The organism is Pseudomonas sp. MTM4, assembly GCF_019355055.1.
Lineage (GTDB): Bacteria > Pseudomonadota > Gammaproteobacteria > Pseudomonadales > Pseudomonadaceae > Stutzerimonas.
The window spans coordinates 2,896,878-2,910,145 of sequence record NZ_CP048411.1 but is presented as its reverse complement, the minus strand read 5'-3'; the positions used below and the strand labels follow the sequence as shown (position 1 = coordinate 2,910,145).

At 55.8% G+C, this 13,268-nt stretch carries 11 protein-coding genes; 2 read left to right on the top strand and 9 right to left on the bottom strand.

Features of this window, described 5'->3' with window-relative positions:
• The first annotated feature begins 324 nt into the window (after positions 1 to 324).
• Together GYM54_RS13395 and GYM54_RS13390 are read left to right on the top strand one after the other, a co-directional pair.
• Positions 325 to 654: a four-helix bundle copper-binding protein gene (locus GYM54_RS13395; RefSeq protein WP_041754615.1), complete on the top strand. Its 330-nt coding sequence runs from the start codon at positions 325 to 327 to the stop codon at positions 652 to 654.
• A 379-nt stretch (positions 655 to 1,033) separates the two neighbouring features.
• Positions 1,034 to 1,759: an SDR family oxidoreductase gene (locus tag GYM54_RS13390; RefSeq protein WP_197446043.1), complete on the top strand. Its 726-nt coding sequence runs from the start codon at positions 1,034 to 1,036 to the stop codon at positions 1,757 to 1,759.
• On the opposite strand, the gene GYM54_RS13385 is transcribed toward GYM54_RS13390, so the two are convergent.
• From GYM54_RS13385 to GYM54_RS13340, 9 genes are all read right to left on the bottom strand, one after another.
• A complete protein-coding gene (locus GYM54_RS13385; protein WP_014822239.1) occupies positions 1,734 to 2,189 on the bottom strand; it encodes a DUF305 domain-containing protein in 456 nt (151 codons plus the stop codon). The genes GYM54_RS13390 and GYM54_RS13385 overlap by 26 nt on opposite strands.
• Before the next feature lie 544 nt (positions 2,190 to 2,733).
• Positions 2,734 to 4,401, bottom strand: coding sequence for a hypothetical protein (locus GYM54_RS13380; protein ID WP_041754616.1), 1,668 nt, complete (start codon positions 4,399 to 4,401; stop codon positions 2,734 to 2,736).
• A 106-nt stretch (positions 4,402 to 4,507) separates the two neighbouring features.
• Positions 4,508 to 5,881 (bottom strand): heavy metal sensor histidine kinase, encoded by a 1,374-nt coding sequence (locus GYM54_RS13375; protein ID WP_197446042.1) that lies wholly within the window; start codon positions 5,879 to 5,881, stop codon positions 4,508 to 4,510.
• A gap of 100 nt (positions 5,882 to 5,981) precedes the next feature.
• Entirely contained in the window at positions 5,982 to 6,212 is a 231-nt protein-coding gene (locus GYM54_RS13370) for a hypothetical protein (protein ID WP_014822242.1), read from the bottom strand.
• A gap of 313 nt (positions 6,213 to 6,525) precedes the next feature.
• Entirely contained in the window at positions 6,526 to 6,843 is a 318-nt protein-coding gene (locus tag GYM54_RS13360) for a co-regulatory protein PtrA N-terminal domain-containing protein (protein WP_014822244.1), read from the bottom strand.
• A 140-nt stretch (positions 6,844 to 6,983) separates the two neighbouring features.
• Positions 6,984 to 7,340, bottom strand: coding sequence for a copper-binding protein (locus GYM54_RS13355; protein ID WP_014822245.1), 357 nt, complete (start codon positions 7,338 to 7,340; stop codon positions 6,984 to 6,986).
• On the bottom strand, positions 7,330 to 10,500 hold the full coding sequence (locus GYM54_RS13350; RefSeq protein WP_064481003.1) for an efflux RND transporter permease subunit: 3,171 nt from the start codon (positions 10,498 to 10,500) through the stop codon (positions 7,330 to 7,332). Before GYM54_RS13350 ends, GYM54_RS13355 begins: the two co-directional genes overlap by 11 nt.
• Entirely contained in the window at positions 10,497 to 11,948 is a 1,452-nt protein-coding gene (locus GYM54_RS13345) for an efflux RND transporter periplasmic adaptor subunit (RefSeq protein ID WP_064481002.1), read from the bottom strand. Before GYM54_RS13345 ends, GYM54_RS13350 begins: the two co-directional genes overlap by 4 nt.
• Positions 11,945 to 13,198 carry a TolC family protein gene (locus GYM54_RS13340; RefSeq protein ID WP_014822248.1) on the bottom strand — a complete coding sequence of 418 codons (1,254 nt, stop codon included), beginning with the start codon at positions 13,196 to 13,198 and terminating at the stop codon, positions 11,945 to 11,947. Before GYM54_RS13340 ends, GYM54_RS13345 begins: the two co-directional genes overlap by 4 nt.
• Positions 13,199 to 13,268 lie beyond the last annotated feature (70 nt).

The window sequence follows — 13,268 nt, the reverse complement described above, 5'->3', positions numbered from 1 at the left end:
TAACTTACCTAGTTAAGCGGCTTGCGCTCCGGCCGTTCCCCAACGAATACTCCCAGTCGTGGCGACAGGGAGCTCCCTCATTTTCAACTCAATCATCTCGAACAGACTAGCGAAGCCGTACAGGCAATCTGACGGCCACATCGCCACCAACTGCGCCCGCAGATCCCCGGTGCGGTTGGACTTACCTTACAACATTGTAATGAGGTTTTTCGAAACGGGCTCGGTAGGAGCGTGTCGTAATTCAGTGTCTGCTAACAGGCTGATGAGCCATATCGGCCAGTAAGCAAACGACGAAATACAACTATCGAACCCTGGAGAACGTAAATGACAAACTCAATGTTCGCATCCTGTATCCAAGCTTGTTCGAACTGTGCCCTAGTGTGCGAAATGTGCGCCTCTGCTTGCCTACGCGAGGATGATGTAAAAATGATGGCTCGCTGCATCGAGCTTGACCGCGACTGCGCGGACATTTGCAGGTTGGCTGCCACACTGATGAGCCGCGAAAGTGAATATGCTAAGGAGTTCTGCGCCCTTTGCGCCAAGATCTGCCGTGCATGCGGAGAGGAATGCGCGAAGCATGAAATGGATCATTGCCAAGAGTGTGCGAAGGCGTGCATGAACTGCGCTGAGGAATGTGAGCGAATGGCAGGATAACATCCGTAACTCACTGCTCTGGCACTACTAAATTGGGAGTGTCAGAGCCCCTCGAAGAATAAGAAAAGCCATGGTGCGCTTAATGTTCGCGCCTCCATGACATATCGAAAAAGTGCGTACGATACCCGCAACTGCCAAGAGCGAATCAATCCCTGTCCAGCAGCATTTCATTCCAAAGCGAAATACGAATAGTTACGCGCTAGCAACTCTTACTTAGCCACCGATGATCGCCACCGTAACGGTCTATTCTCTTGCCACTGTCTCCCGATTGAGCGCTGAAAACTAATTGAGTGAATTAGCATGAAAGCTCCTGGCAAAAAGGCGGTCCAACAACAACCAAGCGGGCCATGCGACCTTATTTTGCTGGGAGAAAACGAAAATGGTTTTGCGAATATTCCCATCGCAGCGATTGGCTTTGCTGCTAGTACTGCTCGCCGTTCTGCAACTCAGTGGCTGCGCCGTTTCCCCGCGCCTGAAACCAAGCGACCAGCCAAGCGTTGCTCGCAAAACCTTTGTCATCACTGGTGCCTCCAGTGGCTTCGGCCGCGGCGTGGCGCTCAAGCTTGCCGCTCTGCAAGGCGACGTGGTGCTAGCGGCCCGCCGGACCGACGTGCTCGAAGAACTGGCCGCGCAGATACGCATGGCTGGAGGATCGGCACTGGTGGTGACCACCGACGTGAGCAACCCGAACGAGATGCAGGACTTGGCACGAGCCGCCATCGAGCGTTTCGGCAGGATCGACGTTTGGATTAACAACGCTGCGGTCGGAGCGCTGGGTCGTTTCGAGGACGTTCCCGTCGAGGACCATGCGCGGATCGTGGATGTCAATCTTAAGGGCATGATCTATGGCAGCCACGCAGCCATGCGCCAGTTCAGAGCTCAAGGCTTCGGCACGCTTGTCAACGTGGGCTCAGTCGAGAGCGAGATACCGCTGGCTTATCATGCCTCCTCCGCAGTGACCAAAGGTGGTGTCATAAATCTCGGCGCGGCAATCGCTGAGGAGATTCGCCTGAGCGGTAGCGAGACCATCAATGTCGCCACCGTCATGCCCTGGGCTGTGGACACACCGTTTCTGGTAATCAATTTGCCCTTTCTAGTTCATTGATCAGGGACTTCATTTCTGCGATTTCTCGGCGCTGAGCGTCGATGATTTCGTCAGCTAACTTGCGGACGCGAGGATCTGAAATCTGAGCTCGTTCACTTGTTAGGATTGCTATGGAATGGTGGGGGATCATGGCCTTCATGTAGTCCGTGTCGTCTACCGTCGCTTGCCCACGTACAAGCCATAGTGCAATGGTAAAAGCTACTGCACTTCCTGCCAATATCGCTAGGTTTATTGACTTACGCTTATACATGTTGAGCATGAATGCGAGCATGACTACTGCCATTACCGCGCCCATCACTAATGCCATCCAAGCGCGAGTCTCGCTCCAAAAAACATGCTCGAACGAGTAAGTATTTAAGTACATCACGCCATACATAATGATCGTAGACGTGGCTACCATCGCTGCAAAGCGCCAGTAAGACATTTGCATAGTTAGACCTCTTTAATGATTGCTGCTGGATCGGCGACTCAACGTGTTCGCGCAGCCCTGCTTAGAAGTGGCTTTCGAATGCTCTCCTAAAAACGGACAAGCCGAAGATGATGAGGTTTCGATTTTTTGAGAAGCTTACAAAAATGTAATCATCGACCGCTTTAAGACCGGCTTAAAGCGCTGCCAGCGCTGTACTACGCGTAATGTTCCCCTGAACTAATCAATCGCTAATAGCTTATAAGCAGACAATACCAACGTCGCGCTATGGACCACTGCGCGAAAGAGCGGGCCCACTAAGATGGCCTTCAAACCTTGAGACCCGACTACTCGGCTTAGCAAGCCCAAAGAGTTATCGTGAGCAATAGAACACTCGGAGAGAACAATTCAGCACCCAGCATATGCCACGTTCTTGTCGAGTGTGACCGCAGGGTTAGTATTCGCACATTAGATGTGTGGCGGCTAAGACGGCTGGGTGTAGCTGGCTCCAAAACTGAGCGGCGAGGTTATTCTGTCCCAAGCCGCGCCTTTCGTGGCGCGCGGGACCTCACTCACTTTGAAACAACAGACCTTCGATTCGATCATGTTCTTCCGGTGTTGGCAGGGCAGATGAGTCAACATTGCCAATACTATTTGGCTGACCATTTTCTGGTGGGCCAACTTCAGGGTGGTAGGCGCCATCTGCGTCGAAAGCAACCCAGCCGTACAATTCTCGGATGACTTCGGAAGGATGGCCATCTTCCATTGCCACATACCAGTCCGCCAATCGGAAACGCTTACCGGCAAGCTTAGAAGTAGCCATTTCGGCTCGAACCAGCGCCAGATATAGCGGGTGCGGCAGTTCCTCTACGGCGCCGGTTTCGTCGAGCAAGAACGTGAACGAGGCGTGCGACCGTTGCTCTGTAGAACCGGCTCGCTCCTCTTCCTCGCCTAAGGTAAAAACGGGAGCAAAACCGCCCCCCTCTGTTCTGAAGTTGGTCGTCTGGCCTTGGTAGACCCTGGCAGCGTTCCACTGCACCTCGCCAGCATAAGCGTAAGCGCGCAGATCAAACTTCATCGATCGTACCTGAGGGTCGGCGACGATTCTACGCTCGCCAGGAGCTACAAGGGACTGGGCCACGTAGTTTCCGCCAACGATTTCTTCCCAAACGCGCTTGGTGAGCTTGTCTCCTCGGTATGCACCGCGACTACCATACCCGCTGACAGGCTTGAAAAAGAGGCTACGGCGGTTTTGCCACAGGTGCTCTGCATTACCATGCCCGACAGGAACGGTAAGCGGGACGTATTGGGCCAATACGGTTCGGATTTGCTGATCAACGCCAATCTCTTCCAAAAAACGTGCGTTGGTTAGGTCAACCAACCTGCGTTTGTCGGCGTAAAGGGCATAGGCCTGAGGGTGTGGCGTTACCGTCACGACATCAGCCAAATAAGCGCTGCGCAGCGCGCTGCAATTGTCGCCTTCCAGATAGAAATCGGTGAGTCGGTTGTAGACGAGATCCACAGGCTTTCCGTCGACCAAGAGGGACTCGTTGTGAAAGGCCAGATCGGCTGGGTCTGCGATTAGGCAGTCGATTCCTGCTGACTCGAATAACCGCTGAAAAAGAAGGAACTCCGGATACAGATATTGGGCTTGTGGGCTTTCATCCAAGATCACCACGCGCGTGAGCGGACGTTGCTCGCCGCTCGTAGACCATTCCTGGGCGAACATATCCAGAATCGAACGCTCGAAGCCGCCGGGTCCATCCTGACCTGGCGAAAGCCCGACTACGCCGCTGCAACAACTACGCTGCGCGCGGGCGAGCAATACGTTTAGCATCGCTCCGCCCGCATTTGTGTTTATTTCGATGAGCCCAAGCTTGTCATCATCCAGATGGAAGTCGTAGCCAAAGAAGACGCCGCGCGCACCCCGAGGATCATGTCGTGCAATAGGAGGTGCAGAATCCAGAGCATGCTCACGCCAACCGGGCGAACTCACGGTCTGCTCGATGGCCTGAATAACCTCATTAACCTGGCGCAGCCGCAAGGATGAAACAAAGACCGGTCGTGCTGCAAACACATGGGGGCAACGTGACTTCAATAGCTCCGACAGCTCTGAATTCCCAAGCTGTTCGGTCAATGAGTTTACGAGCGCAGCTTGATCTAGGCTTACGCAGAAGCACGCTTCGTTGAGCGCTGCGGCTGTCGAACCGCATTTTCTTGATGAGGACGCTTGCACGTGAAACCTCCAGAACCAAATATACAGGTACGAAAGCCTTGGCCTCCTCCGGTTCAGCCGGGCATTTGTATAAGCGTAGATCAGCGTCGTTGCCAGCACTTTGCCATTAACTAGACATCAGCCTTGGAAGCGTCATTGTGAAAGTCGTGTGCCCCTCAGCTGATTCGCAAGCGATGCGCCCCTTGTGGGCCTCAACAATCGACCGTGTGATAGCCATGCCGAGGCCCGCATTAAGGGTAGTACCTTCGCGCCTTGCGGTATCCACCCTGTAAAATCTGTCGAATATTCGAGTGTGAAGCTCGGCTGGAATAGTAATGCCGCGGTTGGTTATAGCTGTCGAAACCGAGTTACCACTCTCGCTTATTTCAACCCTGATAATGCTGCCTTCCTCTGCATACCGAACTGCGTTCGAGACTATGTTTGAGATGGCCCGTCTTAGCATTGATTTATCGCCATGTACCGACCCATCGCCTGAAAGCGCGATTTCGACCTTCTTGTCCTCGGCTGCGAGCTCGTAATATTCGATAACACTCGTGGTCATCTCAGCCATGCTGGCCCCTTCGGCACTGGGCGTAATCTTCCCATTGTCCGCTTTGGCGAGGAACAGCATGTCATCGACCATCTTTGACATGCGCCTAAGTTCTTCGAGGGCGGAATACAAGATATCCTTGTAGTCGGTATTTTCGCGGTCGCGCAAGAGCGCGACCTCCATTTGGGTCAGCATGCTGTTCAGCGGCGTTCTTAGCTCATGCGCGATGTCCGCTGAGAAACCTGACAACCTGAGGAATGAGTCATCCAAGCGCGAGAGCATTTCATTGAAGTTGTCTACGAGTTCATGAAGCTCGCCTGGCACTGACTCGGTTGGAATTCTGGTATCCAAACAATTGGCAGTTACTGTAGAGGAAGTCTTAGAGAGTTCATCGATCGGTTTTAAACCCTTCCTGATCAGAACCACACCTAAAGCGCCACTCAAAAGTGCACTGACCACCAGCGTATAAGCGAACCATTGCTGAATCATTTCGAAGAAGTGGACTCGATGCGTTACATCCAAAGCCAGATAGATGACTGTGTCTTGCCCTTCGACCCACTGGTTTACTTTTCTGGTAATGCCACTGTACTGATGCCCAGCGAAATTTACTGTCCAACGTTCCTCTTGGATGTCCGTGACAATTGGTAGCAAGCTCTCAGAGAGATTGTGATGTGAGTAGACTGTCTTGCCGTCTACTACAACTGCAGTTGCGAAGCCAAAGGAGTGCTCAATAACGGCATCGATCCTTGAAGCGGTCTCAGGCCCAAATGCTGAGCTGTTGAGCAGCGTACGCTCTACTGCAGCGGCCTTTTCATTCAGCACTTGTTCATCTTTGCGTTCGAAATGGAGCTGGCAAAAATAATTGAAGCTGATTGCGGCCGCCATCAGCACAACCGTAACCACAAGCATGAAAGCTATCGCCATTCTGCTCGTCAGTGACACTTTTCCCATCAGTACGGTCCTAGTTAGGCCATCACTCACAAGAAAGCAGGCGGGCACCCAGAAAAGGTGCCCGGCCTGCTTCGATCATGTTTGCTCGCACTCTCGTATCCTAAGCAGCGTCTGAATTTTCGCCAGTTTGCGAGTGGCCGGCTTTGGCCCCCTCCATCATTTCACGACACTCTTTCATCATTCCATGCATGTCGCCCATCATTTCCATATGCTTGTCGCCGCTCATCATGCCGGTTTCTGAATGGCTTTGGTCCGATTTATCTACCGCTGCGAAACTCAGTCCGCTCGCCAGGGTGATTGCGATTGCTGTAACGGTGATGGCCTTTCGCATGTTAAATCTCAAAGTTCAGTGGGTTATTCGCTTTTGCTTAATAAGGTGTTTTCGCCAACGTTGGGCTCCTCGGGCTTGTCGCATTTACCGCTAGACATATGCTTCATGCATACGACCATCATCAACAAGCAGGGCAAGAGAAAGAGCAGGCTTGGCAGCGTTGTTGCCAACGCCGCAGTGCTTTGGTTCAGTAGCATGTAGCCAACCACAGCTGCGGTTAACCCCGTTACGACCGGATTGCGCTGCAGTACGCTTTTAATCTTGGATATTATGCCCCTCATCTAACTATCCCTCGGATATTAAGCTTGGCAGATTAGCCATTGTTCACGCCAACTGGGGTGCTCAGAAACTCTACCGTATGGATCTTCCCGTCAGGGGTCTTGACCGTCATCTCATACGTCTGGACTTGGGCGCTTGTTCTATAGTTTTGAATCATTCGAGTCGTGCCGGTCGCGCCAGCAGGTGCGATGCTCAGCACTTGGCCTTCTTTTACAAGCTCCTTAAGGGTGGGCTTTGCTCCTGCCGAGTCATTTAAGCGATTCAGCGTACGTTCGCTTCCGCCTTCGGCCATTGCAAGCGAGGAAGCAACGGTCAGAATAAAAGGAACGATTACTTTGGTTATGCGGTTCATGGTTTGCACCTCTTGGTTAGTTGATGCCTGTAGATTAAAGGCTTGCTACTTACAAGGAGCTGTTGCCAAGGTTACAAAGCTGTAATCCCTCATTTTCGTGTTGGTACGACCGCCGCGCCTGCGGCAGTCGTTTTCAACTTCTACTGCTTTTCGATGCGGGTAATGGTGGAATCCATGCCCTTCGAGGAGAACTCGAATTCGACCTGGTCCCCTTCTTTCAACTTTTGGAGCTGATCAGGCTTCGCTTTGAAGCCCATCGTCATAGAAGGCCAACCCAGCGCTTCGACCGGGCCGTGTGCAATGGTCACGGTGCCGCTCTCGGTGTTCACTTCCTTGACCGTGCCGATGGCTGTAGCGGTCTGTCCCGCCGACTTCTGGTCCATTGGCATGTTCATGCCTTTGTGATCCATCGGCATGCCGTCCATTGGCTCCTTGTCGGCGGCATAGGCGACTGGCACCAGGAAGAGTGAGGCAAGGGTGATGTGCTTAATGTTCATGGATGTTCTCCAGTGGGTTGGTTGCTTGCTGGGTGGTAACTCGCAATTGCCGGCGGCGCATCAGCAGGTAAGCTGCCGGCAGAACGAACAGGGAGAGCAAAGGGGCGGTGATCATCCCGCCCACCATGGGCGCGGCGATGCGGCTCATGATTTCGCTGCCGGTTCCGCTACCCCAGAGGATGGGCAGCAGACCGGCGATAATCACTGCTACGGTCATGGCCTTGGGGCGCACTCGCTGGACAGCACCTTCACGAATGGCGTCGAGCAGGACGCCTTCGCCATGGGCTCCAGCGTTAACCCGATCCGTCCAGGCGTTCTTCAAATACAGCAGCATAATGACGCCGAACTCAGCAGAAACGCCTGCCAGTGCGATGAATCCGATTCCTGTCGCTACGGATAGGTTGTACCCGAGCAGATATAGGAACCAGACGCCCCCGGTCAGAGCGAATGGCAGCGTAGCCATGATGAGCAGCGCCTCGCCAAAGCGGGCAAACGTTAGGTAGAGCAATACAAAAATGATCAGCAAGGTAGCCGGAACGACGAGCTTCAGCTTCGCGTTAGCGCGCTCCATGAATTCGAATTGGCCGGAATAGCTGATGCTCATGCCGGATTCGAGCTGGACCCCTTTGCTGATCTTTTCCCTCAGATCGCCCACCACAGCCGCCATGTCGCGGCCACGAACATCGACGTAAACCCAGCCCGACAGCCTTGCGTTTTCGCTTTTAAGCATGGGCGGTCCGTCTGTCACCTGTACTTTGGCCACGGTCCCCAACGTGATCTGGCTGCCTTGCGGCGTGTAGATCGGTAGGTTGCGCAGATCGGATATCGAGTCGCGCCACTCGCGGCCATAGCGGAGGTTGATCGGATACCTGGCGAGCCCTTCCACGGTTTCACCAATGGTTTGACCACCGATGGCACCGGCCACGATCGATTGCACGTCCGCGATATTCAGGCCGTAGCGTGCGGCAGCGACACGATCGATATCCACATCGATATACCTGCCGCCGGTCAGTCTCTCAGCAAGCGCCGAACTGACCCCAGGCACCGTTTTGGCGATTTTTTCCACTGCCTGGGTGGCTTTGTCGATCTGTGCCAAGTCAGTGCCATACACTTTCACCCCGATCGGGCTCTTGATACCCGTCGCCAGCATATCGATACGGTTTCGAATCGGCGGGATCCACAGATTGGCTAATCCAGGTACCTGTACGGTGCGATCCAACTCCTCAACCAGCTTGTCAGGCGTCATCCCAGGGCGCCATTGATCCTTCGGCTTGAACTGAATGGTCGTCTCGAACATTTCCAGCGGGGCGGGATCTGTAGCGGTGTCGGCTCGACCAGCCTTACCGAACACGTGTGCAACTTCTGGAACCGTTTTTATGAGCCGGTCCGTCTGCTGCAGTAGCTCAGAAGCCTTCTGAGCGGAGAGGCCTGGAAGCGCAGTGGGCATATAAAGGAGGTCACCTTCATCCAGCGGGGGCAAGAACTCCCCACCAAGGCGAGAGGCCGGCCACAAGCCTGTCAGGAAGACCAGAACAGCCACCAGCAGAGTCATCTTGGGCCAGCGCAGTACCGCGTCCAGGGCCGGCTTGTAGATCCAGATGAGGCCACGGTTGAGTGGATTACGGTGTTCGTCAGGGATTTTGCCCCTGATCCAATACCCCATGAGCACCGGAACCAGCGTGACAGACAGGCCCGCGGCGGCTGCCATTGCATAGGTTTTGGTGAACGCCAGTGGACCGAACAGCCGGCCTTCCTGCGCCTCCAGGGTGAACACTGGAATGAACGACAGCGTAATGATCAGCAGGCTGAAGAACAATGCCGGCCCCACTTCAACAGCCGCGTCAGTAATGACCTTCCAGTGCTCCTGGCCCTTCAAGGTGGAGTCAGGATGCCGCTTGTGCCAGGCCTCAATGTGCTTGTGGGCGTTTTCGATCATGACGATTGCTGCATCGACCATCGCTCCGATGGCGATCGCGATGCCACCCAACGACATGATGTTGGCGTTGATGCCTTGCCGCTGCATGATCACAAAAGCAATCAGGATGCCGATCGGCAACGACACGATGGCGACCAACGACGAGCGCAGATGCCACAGAAAAATCGCGCAAACCAACGCAACGACAATGAACTCCTCGATGAGCTTGTGCGTGAGGTTTTCAACGGCACTGTCGATCAGCTTGCTACGGTCGTACGTCGTGACGATTTCGACGCCTTGGGGCAGGCTCGCTTTCAGCTCATCCAGTTTGGTCTGAACGGCAGCGATGGTTTCCCGAGCGTTCTTGCCGCTCCGCAGGATCACCACGCCGCCGACTACCTCACCTTCACCGTCAAGCTCGCTGATGCCCCGGCGCATTTCCGGGCCGAGCTGGATATGCGCAACGTCCCCTAGCGTCACTGGCACGCCGCCGTCGAGACGCAAAGGAATGGCTCGAAAGTCTTTGAGTGTCTTGAGATACCCGGTCGCACGGACCATGAACTCGGTTTCTGCGAGTTCCAGAACACTCCCGCCGGTTTCACGGTTGGCTTCATCGATCGCCTTTGCAATCTGCTGCTGCGTCACGCCCCTGCTTGCCATGCGCACGGGATCCAGTACGACCTGATACTGCTTGACCATCCCGCCTATGGGCGCGACTTCCGCCACGTTGGGCAGTGTCTTGAGCTCATAGCGCAGGAACCAATCTTGCAAAGAGCGCAGCTGCGAGAGGTCATGTTTGCCCGTTCGGTCTACCAAAGCATATTGGTAGATCCAGCCGACACCTGTGGCGTCAGGGCCCAAAGCGGGTTTGGCGGCGGCGGGAAGCCGACTCTGCACCTGACTCAGGTACTCCAGCACCCGAGAACGGGCCCAATAGAGGTCGGTGCCGTCCTCAAACAGGACGTACACGTAGCTATCCCCGAAGAAGGAGTAGCCGCGGACCGTCTTTGCGCCGGGGACAGACAGCATGGTCGTCGTCAGTGGGTAGGTGACCTGATTCTCAACGATCTGGGGCGCCTGCCCGGGGTATGGCGTGCGGATGATGACCTGAACGTCGGAAAGGTCTGGCAATGCATCAACAGCGGTGTTTTTGACCGACCAGACACCCCAAGCCACCGCGAACACAGTAGCCAGCAGGATCAGAAAGCGGTTGGCCACTGACCACCGAATTATGGCTGCGATCATGGCTGGCCCCCCAGCTTCTCGATGTGCTCAATGACCAGGCCCTCTTCGCTTTCACGCGCGCCGACACGAACGCGATCGCCGGTCTGCAAACTTGTTAGGAGCGATTGATCGGCAACCGGAAAGGACATGGTCATGCCGGGCATGTTCAGCGTCTTGAACGGCCCATGCGAGAGGCCAACCATGCCATCTTCCAGGCTGACGATCGTACCTTCAGCCTCGTGCAGCGCAGGTTCTGTAGAAGTTGCAGGCTTCTCCAAGCCCTGAGCGGTCAGCCCGCGTAGGCTCGCCTCTGAATCGAGGAGAAACTGACCGGACGCCACGACCTTCTGACCGGCTTCCAGCCCTTCAAGCACCTCTGTCTGGTCATTGAACTCTCGGCCGATGCGGACCTCAACGGGGCGGTAACGGCCTTCATTCTCAGCCAACATCACCAATGCTCGCCGGCCGGTGCGAATGACCGCCTCGGATGGGATGACCAAGACATCTTCAACGTTGCGACTCAACGTCACCTCGGCCGTCATGCCGGGGCGAAGCCGCTGCTGCGGGTTAGGTAGTTCGACCCGGACACGCACAGTGCGGCTATTCAGGTTGGCTTGCGATAGTACGGCCTGGATCGTGCCTTCCAGAGATTCACCTGCAAAGGCGGGGAGGCGCGCGGTGACTGAGTGCCCTGGCGCCAGATTGGTGATCTGCGCCTCAGGCACAGCTATCTCTAGCCATACCGTCTCCAGTCCATTGACGCGTGCGAGAGATGCGCCGGCGGGTACGGTCATGCCCTCGCGAACGTCGAGGCTGTTCAGCACGCCGCCGATTGGGCTCGTTACGGTCCAAACGGGGCGCGCTTTACCGGTTCGTTCCAGTTGGGCAATGACATCCGACGGCATGCCGGCGAGGCGTAACCGCTGTCGGGCCGCTGCGAGCAGTTGGGGTTGGCCGACCCCTTTGAGCGCCAGGTACTCTTCCTGTGCGGCAGCCCATTCGGGAACCAAAAGATCGGCTAACGGCGCGCCTTTTTCGATGACATCCTCCGGTGCTCGGTCGTAAACGCGCTCGACAAAGCCACCGGCACGCGCCTGCACAACCGCCACGTCTCGCTCGTCAAACATCAACGCGCCTGTCGCTTCGAGCGACTGGCTGATCGATTCACGCGTTACGGTTGCCAAGCGCACGCCGAGATTCTGCGTCACGCTCGGGTCGATACTGATCGATGCCCCGTCGCTTCCCTCATCTGCATAGCGTGGAATCAATTCCATATCCATGAATGGCGACTTGCCCGGCTTATCGAACTTTTGCTGGGGTACCATAGGGTCATACCAATAGAGCACTTCCTTGTCTTCTTCTGCAGGCGATTGTCCGAAGGCTGCGGTAGGCAGACCGATTAGCGCTGCAGCGCTAATCATCAGAGGCAGACTGAAGGCGAGTACCAGCCGCTTGTGTTGGAATGTCATGGTCGGGTATCTCCAAAGGCGAAATGCAGGCGGGCATTGCTCAACGATCGATCGCGGGCGACGTCAATACGCCGTAGCCGGGTCTCCACAAGCTGTCGTCGCGCTTCGATCACAGCGGTCAGCTCACCGCTTCCGGAGCGGTAATCGGCCATGGCAAGGCGGACCTTCTCTTCAGCGAGGGGTAGTAAGGTTTTGTCGAGGCGGATGAGTGCGCGGTCCAGACGCTGATACTCAGCGAGGTCAGTACTCAGCTCTTGGTTGTACAGGCGCAAGGTCGCTTGGCGCTGAGCCTCGATCTGGGCAAGGCGAGCTCGTTCGGCCGCGATCTTCGGATCCTGCCGAGAGCTGGTAAACAGCGGCAGGTCGAAGCTGACGCTGAGGTTCACCATGTCGCCGTACTCACGGCCACGTCGCAGGTAGTCGACCCCCCAACTCCAATCCGGTGTTTTCTCTGCGATGGCCTGGTGAACCTTTGCCTCCGCTTCACGAGTCATCGGGTCGAAGGCGAGTAACGCCGGGTGCCGGTTCAGGTTGTGCTGATAGTTATCAACGGCGGCAAGCCATTGCGGCCAGTCACCTGTAAGCGGCTGGCCTGCTAGCTCGCCTATCCAGCGCCGGAGGCCGGCCCGCGCAACAGCCTGGTTACGCAGCAGCTCATCCTCTTGTTCAGCCAGCAATGCTGCCTCTTGCCTCGGAAGTACGCTGTCTGCGGTTTGTCCGCTGCCGCCAGCAATGCGGGCCTGAACAGCCCGCGAAAGGAGCTGATTCTCGCTGTAAAGCTGCTTGAAAAGGCTTAGCTTCTGCTCGACCGCGAAGCTAGCGATCCATGCCTCGGCGGTTGCTTGGCGCACACCGAGACGTTCAACCGTTTGCTGGGCGTTTGCGAGCGCAACACTAGCCTGCGCGGCCTCGACACGAGCGCGCCTTTTCGCTCGGTTTGGCACATCTTGCATGACCCCAACCATTTGCATGGTCATGGCCTCTTGCTCCAACTGCCAGCGAGCGTCACCTTCGATGGGCACGCTTTGCAGTCCAAGCTTAAGTTTAGGGTCAGGAAGCTCGCCGGCAGGGATTGCAGCGCTGCGTGCGGCCACCAGGTTGGCGGCTTGCGCATGCAGCGAAGGCGCGTCTTGCTCGGCCACGCTCAGAGCTTGTTCTAAGGTCAAAGCGGACGCTAACCCTGGAAACGAGAGCGCGCCCATGATCAAGGCGGCCACGTACGGCGGCGCCCAATAAATACGGGGTTTCATTTGCGAAGGATTCCTGATCTTTCATGCGAGCCAAAGGCGCGCGGTAGCCGGCCCGAATGCTCACTCGGGC